Here is a 24482-nt window from a genome sequence, read left to right as displayed (position 1 = left end):
CGCGGCAGTTCCTGGACCAGTCGTCACAACCCATCCATGACATCCGTCAGCCCGATCCCAGGGTCCTTCCTCAGGGGTGCGTTCGGGGTAGGCCGAAGCGGGCCATGACCTCGGTGCTGAAACAGGTGATCGCGGTGACCCGGTCGCCGTCCGTGGTGACGACCAGGAGGCTGTACGCGCGGTAGACGTCGGCGTGGGGGTCTGCCAGGTACATGGCGAAGGCGGGCTGGCCGTTGGCGCGGGTGGCCGTGACGCGGTACGTGAGTCTGGGGCGGAAGGTGACGGCGGCCAGGACGTGGCGGGCCGCATCGACACCGCGGTACTCCAGCATCACCGGCGGCATGCTGAGCCGTACGTCGGCGACGAGCAGGTCGATGAGCGCGTCCAGGTCGGCGCGTTCCAGGGCGTCGGTCAGCTTGGCGACGAGCCGGCGTTCGGCGTCGGTGTCGGGTTTGCGCGCGGGTATGTGGTTGTCGACCGTGGCCCGGGCGCGTTTGAGGGCGCTTTGCACCGACTCCTGGGTGGTGTCGAGCATCCCGGCAACCTCGGTCGCGTGGTAGCCGAGGACGTCGCGCAGCACGAGTACGGCGCGTTGGCGCGGCGGCAGCAGCTGCAGGGCCGTGATGAACGCCAGCGAGACGGCCTCGCTGGTCTCGTACCGGGCGTGTGGTCCGGGGCGTTGGTCGAGCAGGACGTCCGGGTACGGCTCCAACCACGGCGGATCGCCGGCTCCGGAGGGCTCGGGCAGGTCAGGGAGCGCCGGGGCGATCCGCGGGCGCCGGCTCTCGGCGCGCAACATGCTCAGGCAGCGATTGGTCGCGATCTTGTAGAGCCAGGTCCGCAGCGACGACCGTTCGCGGAACTCGCCGAGGTTCCGCCAGGCGGACACGAGCGTCTCCTGTACGGCGTCCTCGGCGTCCTGCAGCGATCCGAGGATCCGGTAGCAGTGCACCTGCAACTCGTACGAATGCTCCTGGACCAGATCCCGGAACCTCAGGTCCGTCATGTCGGTGTGCATACCGGTACTGACGCCGGCGGGGCCGCGAATTGGGCGGTGTCAGCTCGCCCAATTCACCGGCAGGCCGCCGTCTACCTGATTGGAGGCGATCCCAACCCTTGGGCGCCCCGTACAGACAAGGACGATCATGGCCAACTACGTCTTCTCCTACCGCGTGCCCTCCGACTACACCCCCGACGCCGACACCGGCACCGAATGGCAGGCCTGGCTCGGCGGCCTCGGTACGGCGCTGGTCGACATCGGCCACGCGGTGACCGACTACGCCGCACTCGGCGAGGTCGGCGGCAGCGGCTCCCGCATGGTCGGCTACTCGGTCGTGTCCGCCGCCGACCTGGACTCCGCGGTCGCCCTCGCCAAAGAGTGCCCCGCGCTCCGGGTCGGCGGCGGCGTCGAGGTCGGCCCCGTCATGGACGCCGCCTGACATGGGAAAGCTCGTCATCAGCTCGAGCGCCACCCTCGACGGAGTAGTCCAAGACCCGGACGGCGAGGAGGGCTCCGACTTCGGAGGCTGGTTCCACCGCTCCGTGGACCCCGAGGACCTGGACGCCTGGTCCACCCGCGAAACAGCCGAACTCCTCGCCGCCGACGCCGTACTCCTCGGCCGCCGCACCAGCGAATGGTTCGCCGCCCGCATGCGCCCGAACGACGGCGCCGAGACCCGAGTAAGCCCCGAATGGGCGACCCGAATGACCACGATCCCGAAGTACGTCGTCACCTCGACCCTCGCCGACCCCCACTGGCCCAACGCCACCCTCCTCACCGGCGACGCTGCCCAGCAGATCGCAACCCTCAAGCAGACGGTGGACGGCGAAATCCTCATCTACGGCAGCTACCACCTGATCCAAACCCTCCTCACCCACAACCTCCTCGACGAACTCCGCCTGGTCGTCTTCCCAGCCGTCGCCGGAACCGGCCACCGCCTCTTCACCACCCCCACCACCCCACACCTACTCACCACCCAAAAGCTCGGCACCAACCTGGTCTTCACCACCTACAAACTCACCCACAACTAACACCCAAGAAAGCGCCGGCTGCCTTGTGCCGGAAAGGACAGCGCTGCGCGCTGACTGTCTCTGACCGCCTTCGGCGGGGGCGCGTGAAGGTGGTGCCGCGCAAGGTACTGGCGCGGGCAGGGGTGCTACCCCCACGACGCCGCCTACATGAATGGACAGCGCTGCGCGCCGGCTGCCTTGTGCCGCCTACGGCGGGGCGCGTGGAGTGGCACCCGCGTAAGGTCCTGGCGCGGGCAGGGGTGCTACTCCCGCGAGGGTCCCGCCCCGCCAGCCGGCCAACCGCCACCGCCTGGCGGGGCGTGAAGTCGGCGTGCGGCGTGCATGAGAGGACAGCGCTGCGCGCCGGCTGTCTCCTAAGGCCTTCGGCGGGGCGCGTGGGGTGGTGCCCGCGGCGGGACCCGGCGCGGGCAGGGGTGCTACTCCCGCGAGGGTGCCGCCGTTCCAACCGGCCAACCGCCGCCTCCCGGCGGTGGCCGTGCGGGGTGCATGAGAGGACAGCGCTGCGCGCTGACTGTCTTTAGCCGCCTTCGGCGGGGGCGCGTGGGGTGGTGCCGCGCGGGGTTCTGGCGCGGGGCAGGGGTGCGGCTCCCGCGACGGAGCCGCGCTAGCCGAGCAACCGGCGCCACGGCACGCCTTGGATACGGAAGCTATCTCCTGTTACAACATTTGTGACCAGAAATGGGTACAATCGTTGCTGTGGCTGATTCAACGCTGGTACGGCTCGGCGCCATCGCGGAACGTCGGTGGGGCCTGGTCACTACTGCGCAGGCCGAGGACGTCGGCGTCTCGCGTAAGCAGCTGTCGCGGATGGCGTCAGTCGGTGCGGTCGAGCGTGTGGCGCAGGGCGTCTATCGCATGGCAGGAGCGCCACGACAGAATCACGAGGCGATCTACGCCACCTGGCTGGCTCTTGGTGGAGCGACCGCACCTCGCACCAGCACTGGTGTCGCGTCGGTCGTGGCGGCCGGCATCACGGCGGCGATCGTTCATGACGTCGGTGACTTCTTCCTCGACGGCCTCGATTTCGTGCTGCCAGCACGCAAGGGCACCAGGCTTCCCGGTGTGCGTCTGCGCATCCGGCAACTGACCCGTGACGAGGTGATGCCCGTCGACGGACTCCCTACCCTGACCGTCGAACGCACGATCGCGGATCTGGTCGAGCTCGGAACCGACCTGTCCCTGGTCGCCGGCGCCGTGCGTGACGCCGTACGCGCCGACAAGCTCGTGGCCCCCGACCGGCTCGCGTCCTACCTCGACTCCGTCGCAGCACGACGCAGGAGCGACGGCAGGTCGATGGTGAACGACCTGTTCGACCTGGCGGGCGTGAGCCCGGAAGGATGGGACCATGACTGAGCATGGCGGCTACGCCGACTGGCGATCCCTGGAGTTGGCGATCAAGGACGCCGCGAAAAGGGCAGCCCAGCAAGCGGGGCCTGGTGTCAGTGCCGCCAGTGTCGATGCCCAGATCCGGCAGGCACGCTTCGACCGGTTCCTCACCCGCGTCTTCGCCCAGGGTGAGCAGTCCGAGTGGCTGCTCAAGGGCGGGATGAGCATGCTCGCGCGCGTGCCCCGCTCACGCACCACCAAGGACATGGACCTCGCAGCACAGCACGCGACCAGTCTCGCCGAGGCTGAGAAAGCACTGACCGAACTGGTCGACGTCGACCTCGGCGACCATCTCACGTTCCGGCTGATCCGCTCCACCCCCACCGGCCTCGGCGAGAACCAGCCCGGCGTAGCGACCCGGCGGCACGTCTTCGCCTGCCTCGATGTCGACCACGACACCCAGATCGACGCAGTCGTGGTCGACATCGTTGTCGGGCCACCGCCGATCGGACGACCCGAGGTGGTCGAGCCCGCCAACCGGCTCCATCTGCGCCGACCTCTTGTCACGCACCCGTATCGGCTCTACCCGGTCGCCGACCAGATCGCCGACAAGGTCTGCGCGACCATGGACACCAACTATCCGGGCGGCAAGCCCAGCAGCCGCGTCAAGGACCTGGTCGACCTCGTTGTGCTGGCGCACACCCAGACAGTGGACCTGCATGAGCTGCGAACCGCGATCACGGCCAAACAGCACCTCGGCAACATCGACCCGTTCAAGCACTTCGACATCCCCGCCGACTGGACCAGGACCTACCCCAAGACCGCGAAAGGTGTACCAGCAGCCGAATCCTTCACCGCCATGACCGCAGCACAACTCGTTGCTACGTTCATCGACCCGGCACTCGACGAGCACGCGGACACCGGGACATGGGATCCACGGAACCAGACCTGGGTGACCACCCGCACCGACTCCAAGACCAATTGACGCGCGATTCGCAACCAGGCGAGAACCCGACTCCTCGACACCCACCTCGCAGGACTTGGGGTTGGTGGTTAGGGTCGCGGTGTGACGGGGCGGTTTGGGCGGGGTTTGGGGCTTATGCGTCGGCGGGATCCGCAAGTGCGGGAGAGCGGGTTTCAGCTGTTGCTGCCGCATGCTACTGAACATGTGGATGAGCTGATGGCGGCGTTCCGGGTGGAGCAGGCGGACCAGGGTTTGCGGGGTTGGTTGCTTGAGTTGATCGGGGAGGCGCGGTCGGCGGAGGCGTTGCCGTTGTTCGTTGAGGAGCTTCGGAGCGATGACGAAGTGTTGCGGGGGTGGGCGGTTCGTGGGCTGGAGTTGCTTGACAGTAAGCCGGCGCGGGAGGAGTTGTGGCGGGCGCGGGTCAGCGGGCTGATCGACTGATTCGGGCGCGCGCGGTCAGGCGGTGCGGTTTACGGTGGCGATTGCGTCGAGGCGCCAGACGGTGTCGGGGTTGTTGGTTTCGTCGAGGGTTGGGCAGATCCAGCCGCCTTCGAGGTTTTCGTTCCAGGCGTAGATGAGGACGGTGTTCGCCGGGGCGTTCGGGAGGTTGGTTTTGGTCCAGGTGATGGCGTCGGCGAGGTGTGTGGCGATTTGGGTGGGTGTTGCCTGCTGGGCCCAGTAGTCGTCGTCCTGGAGGTAGGTGGTGTCGGGCTGCGGGCCCCAGGGGGCCGGGTAGTCGTGGCGGTCGCGGGGGTCCCAGCCTGTTGTGACTGTCGGGACGACCTGGCCGGCGGCGGTCGCGTACGCGGGCCACAAGGCGCTTTCGCCGGCGGTGAGCGTGGAGTACGGGACCGCGGTGGACGACGGCACCGCCGCGTAGCGGCTGACGGCGTCGGCGCCGACGGAGGTCATCAGGTCGGTGGCGGTCTGTGCGGTCCAGCCGGTGACCACGACGTACGGATCGCCCAGGCCTGCTTGCGCGGCCTTGGTCCGGATGGCGGTGACGCGGTCGGCCGTGGCGCCGGCGATGATGTAGACGAGTGGGCGAGTGCCGAGGACCTTCTGGTAGTTGGATTCGGCCATGCGTGCGACCAGGACGGTCAGGTTGGCGTCGAAGTCGGCGCCGTACCCGAAGTTTCCGTCCAGGATCGCGCACCAGTTGACGAGGCTCTTGTACGTGCTCGACAGGTACAGGTCCCGGCTCTGCGTCATGGGTTGGGTCGGGTAGTAGTCGAACGCCCAGTAGTCGATCCCGGCCGCCTTGGCGTACTGGATCTCCTGGTCCATGATCGCCTGGCTGGTGGCGTCGACGTCGACCGACTCGGTCACCTCGACGTTGACGTTGTCGACGTACACGTCGGTGGTCAGCGTCGGGTTGGTCTGGAATGTGACCTGGTCGAGCACCGTCGCCGCGGCGAGGAACGGCACGTGGTACGCGCCGCGGACCCCGTCGACGAAGATGTCCACCCACGGAGTGGCTCCTTCGGGCGGCGCCGGATCGACGATGACCTTGATCGAGTACCACGTGTTGTCGGCGACGGTCTGGATCGGCTGCCACGCCCCGGACGTCGTCCGGTACGCCAGTTGCTTGCCTCCGGCAACCTGCTGGGTGGCGATGTCCACGATGGTGGTGGATCCGCCGGTCACCAGCATCCGGGCCCAGCCGCCCGCGGTCGTTTCCTTCCAGTCCCACTCGACGGTGACGGCCCGCGTCTGGGCGGCGAACGTACGGCTCATCGTCGCCATGCCGCCTGCTGTCGAAGCGTCGTGCAGAAGCACCGTCTTACCCGGCCGGTCCGGTCCGTCCACGACCGACACCGAACTTCCGGTTCCAGCCGACACGGTCCAGCCCGCCGGGGCGGAACCGGTCGTACCGGTGTCGAAGTTCTGGTCCAGGAGAACCGGTGCGGCCACGGTGATCGTGGAGTAGAACGGCAGCCGGAAGCGGTACTCCGCGGGCGACAACATGCGGTTCGCGCCCATACCGATCCGCCAGTCCTTGCCCGTGTAGGCATCCCAACGGATCGCCCCGACGAGCGTACGGGCGGACTGCACGGCCGCCGCCGGTGAGGCGGGGCCCAACGCGACCCCACCGGCCACCGCCGCCGCGACCTTGAGGATGTCCCTACGACTCGGCCCACCGGCCGAAGCTGAAGTTGGCATGACTGACCTCCGTCGTTGTCAGGCGGTGCGGAGTGCGTTGGCGATCGCGTCGAGGCGCAGGGGCCGGCCGGAGTAGCGCAGCTCGTACAGCGTCGGGCAGATCCAGCCGCCCTCGAGGTTCTCGTTCCAGGCATAGATGAGCACGCTGTTCGCCGCGGTGACCGGCGAGTGCGTCTTGGTCCAGTGCACGGCGTTCTTCAGGTGTACGGCGATCTGCTCCGGTGTGCCCTGCTCGGACCAGAAGTCGTCGTCGGTCAGGTACGACGTGTCCGGCTGCGCTCCCCAGGGCGCCGGGTAGTCGTGCCGCGGCCGCGGATCCCACCCGGTGGACACGGTCGGGACGACCTGCCCGCCCGCCGCGGCGTACTCGGACCACAACGCACTCTCCGCCTCGGTGATCGAGGAGTACGGCGCCCCCGGTGTCGCCGGACCTGTCGCGTAACGGCTCACCGCGTCGGCGCCGACCGTGGTCTTCAGGCCGGATGCGCTCTGTGCGGTCCAGCCGGTGACCACGACGTACGGATCGCCCAACCCCGCTTGCGCCGCCTTCGTCCGGATCGCCGTCACCCGGCCCGCCGTGGCGCCGGCGATGATGTAGACCAGCGGGCGAGTGCCGAGGACCTTCTGGTAGTTGGATTCGGCCATCCGTGCGACCAGGACGGCCAGGTTGGCGTCGAAGTCGGCGCCGTACCCGAAGTTTCCGTCCAGGATCGCGCACCAGTTGATCAGGTGTTTCTTGGTGCTGGACAGATACAGTTCCCGGGCGCGGCCGAGGGGCTGCTGCGGGTAGTAGTCGAAGGCCCAGTAGTCGATTCCCGCGTCGCTGGCGAACTGGATCTCCTGGTCCATGATCGCCTGGCTGGTCCCGTCGGCGTTCACCGACTCGGTCACCTCGACGCTGACGTTGTCGACGGAGACGTCGGTCGCCAGAGCCGGGTCGGTCTGGAAGTGGAGTGTGTCGAGTACGGCGGGAGCGCCCAGCAACGGCACGTGGTACGCGCCGCGGACGCCGTCGACGAAGATGTCCGCCCACGGAGTCGCCGCCTCGGGCGGAGCCGGATCGATGACGACCTTCATCGAGTACCAGGTGTTGTCCGCGACGGTCTGAACGACCTGCACGTCTCCGGTCGGCGTACGGCAGACCAACTGCTTGCCATCGGCAACCTCACGGGTGGCGATGTCGAGGACAACGGTCGATCCGCCGGTCACCAGTACCCGGGGCCAACCTCCGGCGGTGGACTCCTTCCAGTCCCACTTGACGGTGATGGCCCGGTTCTGGCCGGCGAACCGGTGGCTCAGCGTCGCCGAACCACCCTCAGTGGAAGCGTCGTGCAGGAGCACGGGATCGGGGACGGTGATGTCGGAGTAGAACGGCATCCGGAACCGGTACTCCTCGGGAGACAGCATGCGGTTCGCGCCCATCCCGAAGCGCGTGGTGCCGCCCGTGTACGCATCCCAGCGGATCGCGCCGACCAGCGTTCGCGGGGACCGCGGACCTGGCCGCGTGGCGGCCGTGGCGGCGGTGGCGGTGGTGGCGCCCGTCAGTCCGAGCGCGGCCCCACCTGTCACGGCGGCCGCCACCTTGAGCACGTCCCGCCGGCTGGGCACGGCTGGATCCGGCTTCTCAACAGACATCAGTGACCTCCAGAAACCCCGTGAGCCTCGGTGAAACTGGTACGGACCCTAGCCACGGGCGGCGGCGACCGGATAAGCCTCAGGTTGAGCGATAGTCGGACATTCGTGGCCCCCGCCCGGGCTGGTGTGGGAGAGGAGTGGGCTATGGGGACGTTGACGGTGTGGAAGTTCGGTAGTTGGGACGGGGCCAATCAAGCGATCGGAACGTTGGAGGGACTGGCGAAGGACGGCGTGATCCGGATGCACGACGCAGCGTCGGTGTCGTGGCAGCCGGAGAAGCGCCGGCCCCGGACCCGGCAGTTGCGGAGCATGAGCGGGCCCGGGGCGGTGGGTGGCATGTTCTGGGGCTTGTTGTTCGGGACGATCTTTCTGGGACCGGTGGCGGGGGTCGCGATCGGTGCGGCCACGGGGGCGTTGGCGGGGTCGTTGGGGGAGGTGGGGATCGACGACGACTTCATCAAGAGCGCGCGGGACGAGGTGACGCCCGGGACTTCGGCGTTGTTCCTCCTGTCCAGTGATGAGGCGACGGAGAAGATACGGGCCACGTTCCGGGCCACGGGCCTGCGGGCTCGGCTCATTCGTTCGAATCTGTCGGACGAGCAGGAAGAAGCGATCCACGAACTGTTCGCGGACTAGACGTCCGGATGCGAGGACACGAAGGCCTGGAACGCGGTGTACGGCGGGTTCAGTGGGGTGCCGTCCGCCTCGGTGAGGCCCCACTGGGTACCGCCGTCGAGTTCGTAGAACATCGAGGACAGGAAGCCTTCGGTGGTGCGTGCTGCCTGGAACTCGGCCAGCTGGGTCTGGATGTACGACGCCCGGTGCGTCGTGCCCTGATTGGGGTCTGAGTTCCATTCGGTCAGTAGGAACGGCTTGCCGAAGCGGGCCTTCACGTACACCGGCAGGTTGAACGACGGTCCCGCGCCGTCGGTGCCGATGTGGAAGATGTCGCCGTCGCCCTCGTAGTTGTGCCACGTCGTCAGGTCCCAGCGAACCTGGGGATGTCCGCCACTCCCGTCCGGCTGCAGCCCGTCCCACAGCGCGTCCGCCGCCGCGACGTCGGAGTTGCAGAAGTTGATCCCGCACAGTGCACCGGGCTGGCCGCTTTTCACGCCGTCGATCAAACCGCGCATGAAGCCGCGCATGATCGGCCAGTTGGTGTTGTTGAAGTCGATCGCCTTGGTGCCGGCGTCGGCCTGGTGCTCGGGCAGGATGATGTACGGGTCGCGAGTGAGCTCGTTGCCGCACTCGTATATCGTGACGCCGTGCGGCGCGCAGGCCTGAGCCACCTGCGCGCCGATCGCGTGCGCCGCGGTGTACGCGTCGGACTCGTTGCCGTAGGCAAGGTTGCCGGCGCCGTCGCGGAGGCCGGCGTCGATCACCGGGAACGTCTTCTTGCCGGCGCCGTTCAGGTAGCTCGCGATGGTCGCCACCGCGCCGATCGTGGCCGCGCTGTTGCCGGTGTTCACCCGGAAGACGGTCGCCCCGAGCCCGGACATCCGGTCCGCGATGGTGGCGGGGGACAGGGACGTGTCGTGGTGCCCGTTCACGCCGTACATCAGGCCTGGTGGGGCGTAGAGCGACAGGCGGGGGTCGTTGCACGGGCGCCAGGTGTCGTTGAGTACGACGTACCACTGGCCGCCGGTGCCGCAGTGGTAGACCATCCCGCCGTACCAGAGCAGGACCGTGACGTTGTACGTGTTCCCGACGGTGCCGCCGTTGCGGTAGATGACACCGCCGGACAGCGTCCAGACGTTGCCGGCGTTGTCGGTGAACGACGTCGCGGACGAGATCGAGGTGCCGTTCGGGGAGGCGTTGGGCGAGTCGGCGGCCGCGGCCGGCAGGGCGGTGGTCAGGGCGGTGGTCAGTGCGATCGACGTGGCGCCGGCGGCGCCGAGCAGGAGCCGGCGGGACAACGGTGTGGGTTCGGGCATGCGAGAACTCCTCGGGGTGCGGACGAGGTGAGATTGCGCAAGCGTGTGCGCAACCAGGTTGCGCTGCCGGTACGGCGGCGTCAAGAGCTCGGAGCTACCCCGTTGACAAGGTTGTCCCGGCGGCCCTACCGTCCCCGATCATCACCCATTCACGCGTGAATCATCCTCGAACGACGGAGTCCTCGTGAAGATTCGTCCGCTCTCGGCAGGGCTCGCCCTTGTCGTCCTCTGCGCAATCGCTACCCCACCAACCGTGCAAGCGTTTTCGCTCGCACCCGCAGCCCCGGCGGAGGCCGCGCCGCCGGTGGACTGCACGCCGGCACCGTCCAACCCGGCCACCGACAACGTCACCGACTACCGGCTGGACACGAACGTGGTCGCGCCCGGCCGCTGGTCGTACCAGTCGATCGCCGGCGACACCACCAGCCTGCTGAACAAGGGCGGTTCCGGCGCGTTCGCGACCGACGAGTGGGCCGCCGACGTGAAGAAGCCGGAGCACGCCTGGTTCGTCAAGGCCGACGGCTCGATCGGTACCGACTACCGGTCGATCTCGGAGACCTACACCGTCGCCGATCAGGCCGATGGCAAGACCGTGCACGTCCGCGGCTCGTTCAGCTCGCCGGGCGGCCGGTTCCGCGTGCTGCTCGCGCACGACGGTGACTCCAGCACGGTCGCCGGCCCGTTCACCGAGTTGTATACGTATTCAGGCAAGGCCGCCTCGTTCGACCTGAATCTGGTCGCGGCGAAGGGCGACGACATCCTGTTCGTCAGCGACCAGGTCAGCACCTGGTGGGTGCCCGGGAAGCTGAAGGCCGCGATCACCACCGAGCTCGCCCCGGAGACGGCCCCCGTCACCGCGACGCCGGGCCCCGGCGCCGTCACCTCCGGTACCACCGTCCAGCTCGCGAGCCCCACCCCGAACGCCTGCATCACCTACACGACCGACGGCAGCGACCCGGCCACGTCGACGACGGCCAAGCCGTACGCCGCTCCGATCGCGATCACCGCCGACACCGACGTCAAGGCCGTCGCCGGGGCGACCGGCGACGCACCGAGCGTGGTCGCCGACCTCCCGTTCGTCCTCAACGAGCCGTTCCGCGCGTTCGCGGGGGAGAACCAGGGCACCCAGACCGGCCTGGTCGCCGGCATGCAGTGGGACCGGATGGACTTCGACTGGGGCTCGGTCGAGCCGAAGAAGGGCCAGGTCGACCAGGCCGCGCTCGCCGAGTACGTCCGCCAGTTCACCCTCGCGAAGGCCCACGGCATCACGATCCTGCCGGTCCTGGCCTACACCGCCGGCTGGGCCGCGAACCGTACCGGCTACACGTACGACTTCCACGGCAAGACCTACGAGTACGGCGCTGTCACGTCCGAGAACAACGGCCAGTTCACGCGGCACCTGACCGTCACGCAAGGCGGCAAAGTGCTGTCGTCGAAGGACGTCCAGACCAGCATCGGCCGTACGCCGCCGCAGAACCCGGACGACTGGAAGAACTACGTCAAGCTCGCCGTCGACACCCTGAAGCCGCTCGGCATCACGTACTTCCAGATCTGGAACGAGGCCTACCCCGGCTCCGGCTTCTGGGAGGGCGGCATGGACCAGTACATGACCGACATCCACCTGCCGGCCGTCCAGGTGCTGCACGACAACGGCGTCAAGGCCGTGTACGGCGGCTGGATCTGCGGCGCCCCGCTGAGCGAGTACATCGCCCTGCTGGACAAGTACAAGGCGTGGCAGGGCATCGACGTGTTCGACATGCACTACATGCCGATCGGCACCCTGCAGACGATCTACGCGGCGGCGCAGCAGCGCGGTGTGAAGGACCCGTCCGTCTGGCAGACCGAGATCGGCTTCACCACCGAGGACAAGTTCGTCGCCGACATCTACCCGCGGGCGTTCCACTGGGCGCTGAGCAAGGGCGGCAACAACCTTGACCGGTTCAAGCTGCTGTACTTCGCCGAGTGGGCGCCGGACGACCCGAACGCGTTCGGGTACAACCGGACGCTGCGCAACGGCAACAACCTGAGCCCCAAGGGCAAGACCCTGACCACGCTGGCCGGTCTGCTCCGCGGCGCGAAGGCCGAGACGTACGACAACTTCTCCACGACGCCCGAGCTCAAGCCGGAGCTGAACGAGGCGCTGTCCACCGCGAACGGCTTCCGCCTGGACGGCAAGCGCGTCGTACTGGCGATCGACCTGAAGCGGCAGAACCAGGCCGACATCTTCGAGGACCCGAACACCGGCGACACCATCCACCTGAACTTCGGCGAGCCGACGATGTCCGTGACGTTCCGGAACGTCGGCACCGTGAAGTCGCTGGAGCGCGTCGACCTGTACGGCAACCGTACGCCGCTGCAGTGGAAGAGCATCGGCCAGAACCAGGTCCAGGTCGAGGTGCCGATCATCGACCCGGACGCGACCGTGAAGGCGCTCAACCAGACCGAGAACGAGGACGTGTTCTACCTGTCCCTGCAGCAGAACTGAGCGCGCATCGGGCCGCCCTTCCACGGGGAGGGCGGCCCGACGCCGTCAGAAGGCCAGCGCCTTCATCCAGTCCTCCTCCAACAGGGCATGCCCACCCGCCCGAAGGTGGTACCCGATCCCGTCAGGACCGAACGCCGGCCGGGCCGCCTCGACGGCCAGGCGTTCGCCCTCCGGGTCCGCCCAGGCGTCGTCCGCCGCGCTGCATACGTATACACGGCGCGGTGCGATGCTGGCGAGCAACTGGTGCTGATCCACGGGCAGCTCGTCCTCCTTCCCGGCGTACTGCGCGAACGACGGGACGAACCAGTGCGGGAACCTCCTGGTGATCGCCTCGATGTCCTCGCCGCCCGGGTGCCGGAAGAGCGAGGCGCCGCAGCAGCCCGAGTCGTTCGACACCGTCAGCGCGAACCGGTCGTCCTGTACTCCGGCCCAGAGCGCGGCCTTGCCCAACCGGGAATGGCCGATCGCCACCGCACGTCCCACGTCGAGGCCGTCGATCGTCGAGGCGATGTCGAGCAGCCGGGACAACCCCCACGCCCACGCGGCCACCGCACCCCACGACTCCGCCGGGAACAGGCCGCGGACGCCGGGCGCCGGCGGGTTCGGGTCGTCCGGCTCGACCTGCTGGTAATGCGCGGTGAGTACGGCGTACCCGGCCCGGACGATCTTCGCGTACGGGAAACCGGTGAGTGTCTCGTCGTTGCCGTCGAAGTTCAGGATCACCACCACCGGCGCCGTACCGCCGCCGGAGGGGACGTGCAGGAGGGTGTCGAACGAGAGGTCGCCGAGCGGGCACCTGATGGTGGCGCGGTGCCGCACGCGGTCGGCGGTGCCGTCGAGTACGCCGTCCTCGCGCGACTGCGGCACCAGGTCCGCGAGCTCGCCTCCGGGCGGCGTCCGGCCGTAGATCGTACGGGTGAACTCGTCGACGACCGCGGGTCCGATCGGTGGCAGAGGCGGCAGTTCCGGCATCGGTACTCCAGTCCGTGTGCGCAAATAGTTTCGCAACGAATTCTCCCCGGTCAGAGGGCATCCATGCGCAAGTGTTTACACTCTGGTCAGGGCGAGCTGACGGGAGGGACGATGGCGAAGCGGGCCAGCATGAGCGACGTCGCGCGGGTCGCGGGCGTCTCGCTGACCACCGCGTCGCGGGCGCTGAACGGCGTCGGCCGGGTGTCCGCCGAGACCCGGGCCCGGGTGATCGAGACCGCCGAGCGGCTGCAGTTCCAGCCCGACATGCTGGCCCGGTCGTTCGTCACCGGCAAGAGCTTCATCGTCGGCGTGCTCGCCGAGTCCGCGCTGGGCCGGTTCAGCATGCCGTTGATCATGGGCGCGACCAACTACCTCGGCCGGGAGAACATCGCCACCGTCACGCTCGACGCGCAGGGTACGCCGCGGGTCCTGAACGAGTATCTGAAGCGGTTGCGGTCGCGCCGGATCGACGGCCTGCTGGTCGTCGGCGACGACCCGAACCGGGCCAGCCTGGTGCTGTCCGAGGACTTCGCCGTACCGGTGGTGTTCGCGTCCTCGTCCGCGACGCCGGAGACCGACTACGTGGTCGCGCCGGACAACCGCGGCGCCGGCCGGGCGGCTGCCGACTACCTGATCGGGCTCGGGCGCCGGAACATCGCGCACGTCACCGCCGCCGTCCACGACCCTGCCGTCGACGCGCGGGTGGACGGGTTCACCGAGGCGATGCGGTCGGCCGGGATGCCGATCGCGATGGGCGGCCCGCTGTACGGCAGCTACCAGCAGCGCTGGGGCCTGAACGCCGGGGAGCGGATCCTCGCCGGCGGGCAACCGGTGGACGCGATCTTCGCCGCCAACGACGAGATCGCGATCGGCCTGTTCGCGACCTTCCACCGGCACGGCGTCCGGGTCCCCGACGACATCGCGATCGTCGGCTACGACAACCGCCTGGCCGGCGTGATGCGCCCCGACCACCCACTCAGCACCTTCGACCCCGACCTCAGCACCGTCGGCGAACGCGCCGCCGAACGCCTCCTGCAGGCCATCGGCGGCACCACCACCCCCGGCATCCACTACGTCCAACCCACCTTCGTCGAAGGCCGCTCCACCATCGGCCCCACCCTCGAGCCGTACGACATCCTCTGAGCTACCAGAGCTTGTCGATCTGCCCCGGGTAGAGGGCGATCCGGGCCTGCCGGAAGGTCGCCGCGGCCTGTTGGGCCGCGGGGGTGAAGAAGGCGGCGAGGGTGAGTTTGTTGAAGCCTGGTTGGTCGCTGGGGAAGGGGGCGTTGGGGGTGCCGCCGATCAGGGTGGTGCCGGGGAGGTGTTGCCAGCCGGCGGATTCGTAGAACGGGAGCAGGGGAGCGTCGCAGGTGAAGAGGCCGAGGTCCAGGTGTTCGTCGATCATCGTGGTGCGGGCCGCGCTGACGAGGCGGTGGCCGTGGCCTTGGCGTCGGCGGTCGGCGCGGGTGACGACCGTACTCAGACCGCCTGCCTGGAAGGTGTTTCCGGCGTGCTCGATTTGCTTGCGCAGGATGTCCAGCGCCGCGAGCACCACCCCGTCCTCCACCAGCACCATCGACAACGGCTGAAGCGCGGGGTCGTGCACTGGTCCGTCCGTCGGCGGCGACGGCCAGGCTTCGTCCTGCAGGGCCTGGATCTGACGGCGCAACGGGCCCGGGACCTCGGCGTATGTCTCGATCATGTGGTCTTGAGGGTGTGCAGACCCTGCCAGAGCAGGTCCTGGAGGGTACGGGCGACCTTCTCGGGCGTCGGCGGGTTCGCGCTGCGGGTCCGCCAGATCGCCAGCCGTTCGGTGGCGCCGGAGATGCTCTGGGCAACGATCTGGATCTCGTCGTCGTCGGCCGGGCGGTCCGCCGGAACGTTCATCCGGACCATCGTCGCGATCAGCTCGATGAACGCCGCGCGTACCTCGTCGGTGGCTTCGGCGGCAGGGCCCGCGCTCAGCATGCCCTCGTCGACCAGCACCGACCACGCCTGCGGGTGCTCGTCGAGGAACCGGAACCAGGCCAGGAAGCCGGCGTACAGCGCGTCCTCCGCGTCGGCCGCCGCCAGCACCGCGTCCGCGACCGTCTCCAGCAACTGACCGCGGAGCCGGGCCAGGCAGGCGAGGAACAGGCCGTCCTTCGACCCGTAGTACTGGTAGATGAGCGGCTTCGACACCCCGACCTGCGCCGCGACGTCGTCCATCGACGTGCCCTGGTAGCCACGCTCCCCGAAGATCCGCTCGGCCGCCTCGAGGATCTCCCGCTCGCGGGCGGCCCGGTCGCGGCGGCGCTTGGGCGCGGTGGTGGACGTCACTTGCGCAGTCTAACTGACTCCGAGTAACTTACTGGGAGTAAGTTCCAGCCGAAGCAGGAGGCCAGGATGAGCGAGCAGCACCGGATCGTGGTGGTCGGCACCGGATTCGCGGGGATCGGGATGGCGGTCCGGCTGAAGCAGGCCGGGTACGACGACTTCGTCGTCCTGGAGCGCGCGGACGACGTCGGCGGCACCTGGCGGGACAACACCTACCCGGGCTGCCGGTGCGACGTACCCTCGCACCTGTACTCGTTCTCGTTCGCGCCGAACCCGGAATGGTCGTCGACGTTCTCGCCGCAGCCCGAGATCGAGGACTACCTGCGCAAGGTCACCGACACGTTCGGCGTCCGGCCGCACATCCGCTTCGGCCACGCCGTCGAGACCGCCGACTGGGTGGACGGCAAGTGGCAGGTCGTGACCAGCCAGGGCACGTTCACCGCGGACATCCTGCTCTCCGGGATGGGCCCGCTCGCGGAACCGTCGTACCCGAAGCTGCCCGGGATCGAGGACTTCGAGGGCGAGGTCTTCCACTCCGCCCGCTGGAACCACGACCTGAACCTCAGCGGCCGCAAGGTCGCGGTGATCGGCACCGGCGCGTCGGCGATCCAGTTCGTGCCGGCGATCCAGCCGGAGGTCGAGGAACTGCACCTGTTCCAGCGGACGCCGCCGTGGGTGATGCCGCGGCCGGACCGGAAGATCTCCGCCGCCGAGAAGGCGGTCTACCGGCGTTTCCCCCTGGCGCAGAAGGCGATCCGGGCCGGCATCTACTGGGGCCGCGAGTCGATGGTGCTCGGGTTTGCGAAGCTGCCCGCGATCATGAAGCAGGCGCAGAAGGTCGCCGAGAAGCACCTCGCCCACCAGGTCCGCGACCCGCTGTTGCGGGCGAAGCTGACGCCCGACTTCACCCTCGGCTGCAAGCGGGTGCTGATCTCCGACGACTACTACCCGGCCCTCGCGCGGCCGAACGTCGAGGTGGTCACCGACGGGATCGCGGAGGTGACCCCGACCGGCGTCGTCACCACCGACGGCGTGAAGCACGAGGTCGACACGATCATCTACGGCACCGGCTTCAAGGTGACCGACCTGCCGGTGATGGACATGGTGCACGGCCGCGACGGTGTCTCGCTGCGGGACGCGTGGACCGACGGCATGGAGGCGCACCTCGGTACGGCGATCAACGGCTTCCCGAACTTCTTCATGCTGATCGGCCCGAACACCGGCCTCGGGCACAGCTCGATGGTGTTCATGATCGAGTCCCAGATCGCGTACATCGTGGACGCGCTGAAGACGATGGACGCGCAGGGGTTGCGGGAGGTCGAGGTACGGCGGGACGTGCAGCGCGCGTTCGTCGACGGGGTCCGGTCGTCGATGCGGAACACGATCTGGACGCGCGGCGGGTGCAGCAGCTGGTACCTCGACTCGGAGGGCCGGAACACCACGCTCTGGCCGTCGTTCACGTTCCGGTTCCGGCAGCTGACCCGGCGGTTCGACGCCTCGGAGTATCAGACGCTCGCTATGTGACATCGGGCGTGTTACATTCGATCGGTCTGATCGATCGGAGGCGCGCCGGGTGCTGGTTCAGTTGCTTCCGCTGCACGGGATCGGCGGTCGAGGGGACCTGCCGGTCCCGCTGTGGCTGGCGGTCTACTCCGCCGGCGCCGCGGTCGCGGTGTCGTTCTTCGCGCTGGCCGCGTTCTGGTCGCGCCCGCGGTTCGAGGGGACCGCGGGCGCGCCGCTGATCGCCGCCACGCGGATTGTCGATCATCCGGTTGTTCGCGTCGGGCTCAAGGTGCTGGGGGTCGCGGCCCTGGCGTTGCTGCTCGGCGCCGCGTGGTTCGGGAGCCCCGAGGAGAATCCCGCCCCGACCTGGCTGTACGTGTGGATCTGGGTGGGGATCATCCCGCTCTCGCTGCTCTGCGGCCCGATCTGGCGGCTCGCCAACCCGTTGCGGACGATCGCCGGGCTCGTCAGGCGTACGTCGTACCGGCCGCTGCCCGGCCGGATCGCGTACTGGCCGGCGGTCGCCGGGCTGGCCGGGTTCCTCTGGCTGGAGCTCGTGTACCCGGACGGCTCGGACCCGCGGGTGGTCGCGCTCGCGGTCACGGCGTACGCCGTCGTGAATGTTGCCGCGGGCATCGTGTACGGCCCGGCCTGGTTCCCGATCGGCGACAGCTTCGAGGTGTACGCCGAAGTCCTCGCGCACCTGAGTCCACTCGGTCGCGTGGACGGCCGGCTCGTACTGCGCAACCCGCTCGCCGGACTGGCGACGCTGCCGCGGCGGGCCGGGCTCGTCGGGCTGCTGTGTTTGTTGCTCGGGTCAACGGCCTTCGACGGGATCTCCCGCTGGTCGGCGTGGTCGCAGCGCACGGGAGAGCTGAGCCGGCCACAGCACCTCGTCGTCTACACGCTCGGGCTGGTCGTCGCGGTCGCGATCGTCACCGGTCTGTTCCTGCTCGCCGCGCGCACCACCGGCGCCGCCGAGATCCGCCCGGGCGCACTCGGTGCAGCCGGGCTGCCCGGCGCGTTCGTACACTCGCTCGTCCCGATCGCCATCGGGTACGCCGTCGCGCACTACTTCTCGTTCGCGATGTTCCAGGGCCAGGACGGCTGGCTGCTCGCGACCGATCCGTTCGGGCGCGGCTGGGACCTGTTCGGGACGAGCGGGACGCGGATCGACTACACGTTCCTCGGGACCGGGCTGATCGCCGGCGTACAGATCGGCGCGATCGTGCTCGGGCACGTGCTCGGCGTGGTGTCGGCGCACGACCGGGCGGCCGCGCTCTTCCGGCGCCGGCAGCTGCGGCGGGCGCAGTACCCGATGCTGGCCGCGATGGTCGCGTTCACCGCCGGGGGAATCGCGTTGGTGACGGCGTCATGATCACGCTGCACATGGGTGGAATCCCCGAGACTGCAATGGTTCTCGGCCCGGTCTTCCTGATCATCGCGTTCATCCGGATCGCCCGTCGCAACGAGGCGAACGTCTCCGACGACGAGGACGACTGGGACGCCGACCTCGGCGACCTCCCGAACAAGTGAGGTCCGGAGAACCCCCTGCGGTTCGCCGGACCTCACCTCGTTCCCCGTTGGTTCAGGCAGCCAGCACCGGTTCGTACGCGCCGCTCAGGCGCGGCAGGTGGGCGGTGGCAACCAGCTTGGCGAGCTCGGCACACCAGCCGCCGGTGTGGACATGGTGGACGTGCAGTCTGAGCTTCATGACGGGCGCTCAGAACGGAAGCTTGCGTCCGGACGGCGTCCGGAGGTCGAGGGTCCGGTTCTGCTGCTGCCGGGTCGTCCTGATGCTCGGCCGCCGACGGATCTGGATCTGGCGCATCCTCTTCCTCCTGCCTGGGTGTCTGTCCTGATAGCTACACGCTCTCGCATGAGGACCGGTTCACACATGCGGAGAACTACCTATCCGAACCCTGACCTTCACTAGGGGAGGACGCCGGGGTGCTATCCGGTGGAAGGCAGGTTGCCGGGGGTGAGGCCGAGTTCTTCGTAGGCGACCTGTTCGATCTCGCGGGCCATCGCCTCGCGGAAGGCGGCGACCAGGGCCTGGCCGGCCAGCGGGATGATGCCTTCGAGGGTGCGCTGGATCTCGGGCCAGCCGTCGGCGGGCATGCCGGCCTTGGTGAAGTCGCGCCAGACGGTCGAGCGGAACAGTTCGACGTACGTCTTGGCGACCGCGTCGGCCTGGGCGAACAGCTTCGGCAGCATCTCGAAGATCGCCTGCATGGGGACGCCGAGCTTGATCACCTCGAGGCCGGTGCGGAGCAGGTCCGGGTTCGGGATCCGCAGCCGGCCGTCCGGCAGCCGTTCCGCGATGCCGAGCTCGACGATCCGCGCGATCACCGCGGGATCGTGCGGTACGCCGGCCCGCTCGGCCAGCTGGAGTTCGTCGAGTTCCTCCGGCTCGGCCGGGTTCCACGGGTTCACCAGGGTCTCGAAGACGCCCAGCGCGAGCTCGCCGTCCGGCAGTTCGCTCATCATCCGCTCGACCGCGGCCAGCGTGTAGCCCTTGTCGAGCAGCTCCCGGACCAGGGTCAGGCGAGCCACGTGATCGGGTCCGTAGTACCCGGTCCGGCCGACCAGCCGGGGCGGCGCGATCAGCCCGCGCCCGGCGTACGCACGCACGTTCCGGACCGTCATCCCGACCTTGGCGGCCAGCTGGTCGACAGTGAGCTCCTCTTCCACCCTTGACAGTCTTCCAGACTTCACGTTACATAGCGGATGTAACATGCCGCATGGCGCATGCCTCAGGTCCCGAAGGAGTACGCCAATGGCAGTCCCGCTGGCCACCACCGGCACCGCGACCTTCGACCAGATCGCCATCGTCACCGGCGTGGTCGGCTGTCTGTACCTCGCACTCGCCGTGCTCCTGTGGCGCGAACGCACCGGCCACGAGACCCTGGTAGGGAGGTTCGCGGACACCATCGGGAGACTGGACGGAGTCCCCCGATGGGCCGCGCTCACGCCGTACCTGCACGCGGTCTCACTGCTGGCCTGCGCGTTCGGGGTCTGGTGGGACATCGCGATCCACATCGACCGCGGCCGCGACACCGGGCCGTTCGGGACCGCCGCGCACTACCCGATCTTCTTCGGCATCCTCGGCGTGATCGTGTCCGGCGTACTGCCGATCGCGCTCGCCCGCAAGCCGCTGCCGGCGCGGACGATCCGGCTCACGAAGGGCTGGCGGATCCCGTGCAGCGCGGCGCTGGTCACGGTGTGCGGGACGTTCGCGCTGGTCGGGTTCCCGCTCGACGACGTCTGGCACCGGCTGTTCGGTGAGGACGTCACGCTGTGGGGCCCGACGCACCTGCTGATGATCGGCGGCGTGGTGTTCTCGATCTTCGCCCGGCTGCTGGCGATCGCCGAGGTGGAGCAGCTGGTCGGTCCGAACAAGCGCCGGGTCTTCCAGGAGATGGTGTCGGTCGGGGCGTTGCTGATCGCGTGGGACCTGTTCAGCACCGAGTTCAACTACGGCGTACCGCAGTTCCCGCTGATCCTGCAGCCGATCCTGATCGCGTTCGGTGCAACGCTCGGCTTCACGGTCCTGCGGGCGCGGCGCGGACCGGGGTCGACGTTCGTTGCCCTGGGCGTGTACCTGGTGATCCGCGGCGGGATCGCGTACGCCGTGGCCGAACCGCTCGGGCAGATCGTCGGGCACTTCCCGCTGCTGGTCGTCGAGGCGGTCCTCGTCGAGGCGACGGCGTTTGCCCTCGGCAACAAGAACCGGTTCCGGCTCGGCCTCGTCTCCGGCGTGCTGATCGGAACGGTCGGCGTGGTCGCGGAGTACGCCTGGAGCCACGTCTGGATGCCGATCGCCTGGCCGTCGTCGATGCTGCCGGCCGCTCTGGGGTACGGCGTGATCGTCGGCGCCGGGGCCGGTCTGGTCGGGGCCTGGCTGGCGACCCGGTACGCCGAGGTCGCGGGCGAGGAGCGGGCCATCGGGATCAAGCACGTCCGGGCCGTCGCGGTCCGGCGTACCCATCAGCTCGGCGCCGTCGGACTCGTCGCGGTCGCCGCGACGGTGTTCTTCTGCGTACCGCGGTCCGCGGAGCCGGGCGTGACCGGGGTCGTGTCGTTGGAGCGGGTGGCCACGGGGGCCGAGCCGACGGCGTACGTCACGATCTCGCTCACGCCCGCGGACGCGGCCGACGGGGCGCGCTGGTTCGAGGCGCTGGCCTGGCAGGGCGGCGGGCTGGTGTACCACCCGATGGAGAAGGTTGCCGACGGCACCTACCGGTCGCGGGACGCGCTGCCGATGTACGGGAAGTGGAAGTCGATGGTGCGGCTGCACCAGGGGCAGCGGGACATGGTCGCCGCCTGGGTGTACGCGCCGGAGGACGCGGCGATCGCGAAGCCCGCCGTACAGGTGTCGAACGGGCAGACGGTCCAGTTCATCGACGAGCAGCAGGTGCTGCGGCGGGAGGAGCGGACCGACGTGCCACGATGGATGTGGAACGCCGGGTACGCGCTGCTGGCCGTGGTCGGGCTGCTCGAGGTGGCCGGGATCGCCTGGCTGGTCGGGCGCGGCGCCCGCGGCGGCCGGCTCCGAGCGGCCCACTTGAGCAAGTCCGATGATCGAGAACGGGAGATCGCGTGACGATCCAGCTGGAGCGCTCCGGGGTCACCACCCCTGACGGAGTACGCCTGAACGTCGAGGTGACCGGGCCGGCCGACGCGCCGGTGACGGTGCTGCTGGTGCACGGCTGGACGTGTTCGACCCGCTCCTGGCACAACCAGGTGGAGGGGTTGCCGCAGATCCTCGGCGAGGACGCCGTACGCGTCGTCACCTACGACCACCGCGGCCACGGGCGCTCCGACGCCGCACCGGCCGGGTCGACCCGGCTCGACCAGTTGGCGGACGACCTGGTCATGGTCCTCGACGAGGTCGTCGGCGACGGGCCGGTCGTGTACGCCGGGCACTCGATGGGCGGCATGACCCTGATGGCCGCGGCCGACCGCTATCCGGAACTCTTCGGCTCCCGCATCCGCGCAGCGGCCCTGGTCAGCACCACCTCCGGCCACCTCACCGAGGGCGCCCTCGGCATCCCCGCCCGCTTCGACCCCACAGCCGCCCGAATCGCCCCCCGCGTACTGAACGCGGTGGGCCGGAGGATCGACCGCCAGGCGGCCCGCCGGACCGAGGCGGCCGGGGGAGAGGCAGCCACCGCGGCCGGCGGATCCTCACACGGCGCGGCGGGCGGCGATGCTGCCTCGCACGGCACGGGTGGTGCGGCGGAGGGCGGTCTGCGTTCGGCGGCGGGGGCCGGTCCACGGGCGGCGGGCGGCGGAGCGGCGTCGGCTCGGGGGCAGGCCGCTGCGCGGCTCGCTGGTGCGGCCCGGCGGGCGGGCGCGCGGGCTGCGCTGCTCCAGCGGCCCGCTCTCAAGCAGGTGGTGTTCGGGAAGAAGGTGGATCCGGCCGAGGTGGAGCTGTTCCTGGAGGATCTGGCGGTGGTGCCGGGCGCGTCGTACGGCGGGTTCTTCGAGACGATGCTCGAGCACGACCGCGGTGACGCGCTGAAGGTGCTGGAGCAGCTGCCGGTGGAGATCATGCACGGCACCCGCGACCGGCTCCTCCCGCCCCGCCACGCCAACCGCATGGCCGCCCAGCTCCCCACCGCCCGCCTCTGGATCTACCCCGGCGCCGGCCACATGCTCATGCAGGAACGCCCCCGCGACGTCACCCACCGCCTCGCCTCCCTCGCCCGCAAGGCGTCCGCCTGAGAGTCTCGTCACGGCCCACCGCGGCGTCCTCGCCTACGCTCGACTTCGTGCAGAATCTTCTCTCGGATGTCGTCGTGGTGGATCTGACCCGTGCGTTGGCCGGGCCGCATGCGGCGATGATGCTGGGGGATCTCGGTGCCCGGGTGATCAAGGTGGAGACGCCGAACGGCGGGGACGACAGCCGCGGCTGGGGACCGCCGTTCGTGGACGGGGAGTCGACGTACTACCTGTCCGCGAACCGGAACAAGGAGTCGGTCACCGCCGACCTCAAGTCCGGCGAAGGCAAGGACTTCCTCGTCAAGCTGGTCCGCAAGGCCGACGTACTGATCGAGAACTTTCGCCCCGGCGTTCTCGACCGCCTAGGGTTCAGCACCGAGCGGCTGCACGAGCTCAACCCCGGCCTGGTGATCCTTTCGATCACCGGCTTCGGGCACGACGGCCCCGAGGGCGGCCGCGCCGGGTACGACCAGATCGCCCAGGGCGAGGGCGGCCTGATGAGCATCACCGGCGAGACCGAACCGACGAAGGTCGGCGCCCCGATCTCCGACCTGCTGGCCGGCATGTACGGCGCGTACGGCGCGCTGGCCGCCCTGCACGAGCGCGCGATCACCGGCAAGGGGCGGGTCGTCCGGACCAGCCTGCTCGCCGCGGTCGTCGGCGTCCACGCGTTCCATGGGACGAAGTGGACGGTCGCGCACGAGCTGCCGGAACGGGTCGGCAACCACCACGCGCAGATCGCGCCGTACGGGCTCTACCGCACCCGCGACGACATCGTGCAGGTGGCGGTCGGGAGCGAGGGGCTGTGGCGGCTGTTCGCACCGATCGTCGGCCTCGACCCGGACGACGACCGCTTCGCGACCAACCCGGCGCGGGTCGCGCACCGCGACGAACTGACCGCCGCGATCGAGACCGCCTTCGCCGGGGACGCGGCCGACGCGTGGCTGGAACGCCTTGCGGACAAGGGAATCCCGGCCGGCAAGGTCCGTGACTTCCAGCAGGTCTACGACTGGGAACAGACCCGCTCCCAGGGCCTCCTCATCGACGTCGACCACCCGGCGCTCGGCCCCATCCAGCTCCCCGGCCCACCCCTCCGCTTCGACGACAACCCCTACGCCGGCGCCCGCGAAACCAACCTCCCCCCACCCCGCCTGGGCGAACACAACGAGTCGGTCCGCCGGTGGCTGGAGGAGTAGGCGGACCTACACCACTCACCAACCACCCGCCAACTGCCGAGCCTTCGCTCACCTGAGCGTCGGACCGAGCTGCTCCCGGCAGTTGGTGAGTGCTGGGCGTCCGCGCGCGAGCTGTTCGACGGTGGTGGAAAGGCCGGCGGCCGAGCGGCCGAGCTGGGGATTCTTGACCCGGTGAGGGGTTGACGGGCTGGAGGGGTGCGGTCTAGCGTCCGGGAAATCGATTACTCGCC

At 69.3% G+C, this 24482-nt stretch carries 23 protein-coding genes; 14 read left to right on the top strand and 9 right to left on the bottom strand.

The genetic code is table 11. The features are described 5' to 3' along the window. Positions 1 to 70 precede the first annotated feature (70 nt). On the bottom strand, positions 71 to 1006 hold the full coding sequence (locus tag ACQHIV_RS21400; RefSeq protein WP_427884748.1) for an RNA polymerase subunit sigma-70: 936 nt from the start codon (positions 1004 to 1006) through the stop codon (positions 71 to 73). A gap of 139 nt (positions 1007 to 1145) precedes the next feature. Here ACQHIV_RS21400 and ACQHIV_RS21395 point away from each other — a divergent pair, with 139 nt between their 5' ends. The 5 genes from ACQHIV_RS21395 (at position 1146) to ACQHIV_RS21375 (ending at position 4762) form a co-directional block, all read left to right on the top strand. Beyond that, positions 1146 to 1439 (top strand): hypothetical protein, encoded by a 294-nt coding sequence (locus ACQHIV_RS21395; protein WP_427884747.1) that lies wholly within the window; start codon positions 1146 to 1148, stop codon positions 1437 to 1439. Between the two features lies 1 nt (position 1440). Next, the gene (locus ACQHIV_RS21390; RefSeq protein ID WP_427884746.1) at positions 1441 to 2031 is read left to right on the top strand and encodes a dihydrofolate reductase family protein; all 591 of its coding nucleotides are present in this window, start codon (positions 1441 to 1443) and stop codon (positions 2029 to 2031) included. A gap of 696 nt (positions 2032 to 2727) precedes the next feature. Beyond that, on the top strand, positions 2728 to 3384 hold the full coding sequence (locus ACQHIV_RS21385) for a type IV toxin-antitoxin system AbiEi family antitoxin domain-containing protein (RefSeq protein ID WP_427884745.1): 657 nt from the start codon (positions 2728 to 2730) through the stop codon (positions 3382 to 3384). Then, a complete protein-coding gene (locus ACQHIV_RS21380; protein ID WP_427884744.1) occupies positions 3377 to 4342 on the top strand; it encodes a nucleotidyl transferase AbiEii/AbiGii toxin family protein in 966 nt (321 codons plus the stop codon). Before ACQHIV_RS21385 ends, ACQHIV_RS21380 begins: the two co-directional genes overlap by 8 nt. 135 nt (positions 4343 to 4477) lie before the next feature. Beyond that, positions 4478 to 4762 (top strand): hypothetical protein, encoded by a 285-nt coding sequence (locus ACQHIV_RS21375; protein ID WP_427884743.1) that lies wholly within the window; start codon positions 4478 to 4480, stop codon positions 4760 to 4762. 15 nt (positions 4763 to 4777) lie between these two features. Here the strand turns inward: ACQHIV_RS21375 and ACQHIV_RS21370 are convergent, their stop codons facing one another. Next, positions 4778 to 6484 (bottom strand): hypothetical protein, encoded by a 1707-nt coding sequence (locus ACQHIV_RS21370; RefSeq protein WP_427884742.1) that lies wholly within the window; start codon positions 6482 to 6484, stop codon positions 4778 to 4780. An 18-nt stretch (positions 6485 to 6502) separates the two neighbouring features. Next, positions 6503 to 8119, bottom strand: a complete 1617-nt coding sequence (locus ACQHIV_RS21365) for a hypothetical protein (protein WP_427884741.1) — start codon at positions 8117 to 8119, stop codon at positions 6503 to 6505. 144 nt (positions 8120 to 8263) lie between these two features. On the opposite strand from ACQHIV_RS21365, the gene ACQHIV_RS21360 reads away from it, so the two are divergent. Continuing rightward, positions 8264 to 8755, top strand: a complete 492-nt coding sequence (locus ACQHIV_RS21360; RefSeq protein WP_427884740.1) for a DUF1269 domain-containing protein — start codon at positions 8264 to 8266, stop codon at positions 8753 to 8755. On the opposite strand, the gene ACQHIV_RS21355 is transcribed toward ACQHIV_RS21360, so the two are convergent. Further along, positions 8752 to 10053 carry a hypothetical protein gene (locus tag ACQHIV_RS21355; protein WP_427884739.1) on the bottom strand — a complete coding sequence of 434 codons (1302 nt, stop codon included), beginning with the start codon at positions 10051 to 10053 and terminating at the stop codon, positions 8752 to 8754. The genes ACQHIV_RS21360 and ACQHIV_RS21355 overlap by 4 nt on opposite strands. 253 nt (positions 10054 to 10306) lie before the next feature. Here ACQHIV_RS21355 and ACQHIV_RS21350 point away from each other — a divergent pair, with 253 nt between their 5' ends. Beyond that, positions 10307 to 12538, top strand: a complete 2232-nt coding sequence (locus tag ACQHIV_RS21350) for a chitobiase/beta-hexosaminidase C-terminal domain-containing protein (RefSeq protein ID WP_427884738.1) — start codon at positions 10307 to 10309, stop codon at positions 12536 to 12538. Between the two features lie 45 nt (positions 12539 to 12583). On the opposite strand, the gene ACQHIV_RS21345 is transcribed toward ACQHIV_RS21350, so the two are convergent. Next, positions 12584 to 13510, bottom strand: a complete 927-nt coding sequence (locus tag ACQHIV_RS21345) for an acetylxylan esterase (protein ID WP_427884737.1) — start codon at positions 13508 to 13510, stop codon at positions 12584 to 12586. Positions 13511 to 13621: 111 nt separating this feature from the next. Here ACQHIV_RS21345 and ACQHIV_RS21340 point away from each other — a divergent pair, with 111 nt between their 5' ends. Continuing rightward, positions 13622 to 14653: a LacI family DNA-binding transcriptional regulator gene (locus tag ACQHIV_RS21340; protein WP_427884736.1), complete on the top strand. Its 1032-nt coding sequence runs from the start codon at positions 13622 to 13624 to the stop codon at positions 14651 to 14653. 1 nt (position 14654) lies between these two features. On the opposite strand, the gene ACQHIV_RS21335 is transcribed toward ACQHIV_RS21340, so the two are convergent. Further along, positions 14655 to 15212, bottom strand: coding sequence for a GNAT family N-acetyltransferase (locus tag ACQHIV_RS21335; RefSeq protein ID WP_427884735.1), 558 nt, complete (start codon positions 15210 to 15212; stop codon positions 14655 to 14657). Further along, a complete protein-coding gene (locus ACQHIV_RS21330; protein WP_427884734.1) occupies positions 15209 to 15829 on the bottom strand; it encodes a TetR/AcrR family transcriptional regulator in 621 nt (206 codons plus the stop codon). Before ACQHIV_RS21330 ends, ACQHIV_RS21335 begins: the two co-directional genes overlap by 4 nt. Before the next feature lie 66 nt (positions 15830 to 15895). Between ACQHIV_RS21330 and ACQHIV_RS21325 the strand changes: the two genes are divergently transcribed. The 3 genes from ACQHIV_RS21325 to ACQHIV_RS21315 are packed head-to-tail and all read left to right on the top strand — an operon-like array spanning position 15896 to position 18865. Then, positions 15896 to 17350 carry a flavin-containing monooxygenase gene (locus ACQHIV_RS21325; protein WP_427884733.1) on the top strand — a complete coding sequence of 485 codons (1455 nt, stop codon included), beginning with the start codon at positions 15896 to 15898 and terminating at the stop codon, positions 17348 to 17350. A gap of 49 nt (positions 17351 to 17399) precedes the next feature. Beyond that, on the top strand, positions 17400 to 18707 hold the full coding sequence (locus ACQHIV_RS21320) for a hypothetical protein (RefSeq protein WP_427884732.1): 1308 nt from the start codon (positions 17400 to 17402) through the stop codon (positions 18705 to 18707). Continuing rightward, positions 18704 to 18865 (top strand): hypothetical protein, encoded by a 162-nt coding sequence (locus ACQHIV_RS21315; RefSeq protein WP_427884731.1) that lies wholly within the window; start codon positions 18704 to 18706, stop codon positions 18863 to 18865. The genes ACQHIV_RS21320 and ACQHIV_RS21315 overlap by 4 nt, the downstream gene beginning before the upstream one ends. 52 nt (positions 18866 to 18917) lie before the next feature. Here the strand turns inward: ACQHIV_RS21315 and ACQHIV_RS21310 are convergent, their stop codons facing one another. Both ACQHIV_RS21310 and ACQHIV_RS21305 read right to left on the bottom strand, forming a co-directional pair. Then, positions 18918 to 19043: a hypothetical protein gene (locus ACQHIV_RS21310; RefSeq protein ID WP_427884730.1), complete on the bottom strand. Its 126-nt coding sequence runs from the start codon at positions 19041 to 19043 to the stop codon at positions 18918 to 18920. Positions 19044 to 19282: 239 nt separating this feature from the next. Further along, entirely contained in the window at positions 19283 to 20023 is a 741-nt protein-coding gene (locus ACQHIV_RS21305) for a MerR family transcriptional regulator (RefSeq protein WP_427884729.1), read from the bottom strand. Between the two features lie 85 nt (positions 20024 to 20108). On the opposite strand from ACQHIV_RS21305, the gene ACQHIV_RS21300 reads away from it, so the two are divergent. The 3 genes from ACQHIV_RS21300 to ACQHIV_RS21290 are packed head-to-tail and all read left to right on the top strand — an operon-like array spanning position 20109 to position 24252. Continuing rightward, positions 20109 to 21935, top strand: a complete 1827-nt coding sequence (locus tag ACQHIV_RS21300) for a hypothetical protein (RefSeq protein WP_427884728.1) — start codon at positions 20109 to 20111, stop codon at positions 21933 to 21935. Beyond that, positions 21932 to 23059 (top strand): alpha/beta fold hydrolase, encoded by a 1128-nt coding sequence (locus ACQHIV_RS21295; protein WP_427884727.1) that lies wholly within the window; start codon positions 21932 to 21934, stop codon positions 23057 to 23059. Before ACQHIV_RS21300 ends, ACQHIV_RS21295 begins: the two co-directional genes overlap by 4 nt. Before the next feature lie 47 nt (positions 23060 to 23106). Continuing rightward, positions 23107 to 24252 carry a CaiB/BaiF CoA transferase family protein gene (locus tag ACQHIV_RS21290; RefSeq protein WP_427884726.1) on the top strand — a complete coding sequence of 382 codons (1146 nt, stop codon included), beginning with the start codon at positions 23107 to 23109 and terminating at the stop codon, positions 24250 to 24252. Positions 24253 to 24482: the final 230 nt, after the last annotated feature.

Source organism: Kribbella polygonati (assembly GCF_050320105.1).
Classification (GTDB): Bacteria; Actinomycetota; Actinomycetes; order Propionibacteriales; family Kribbellaceae; genus Kribbella.
The sequence above is the reverse complement of the archived record's forward strand: the minus strand, read 5'-3'. Positions and strand labels throughout refer to the sequence as shown.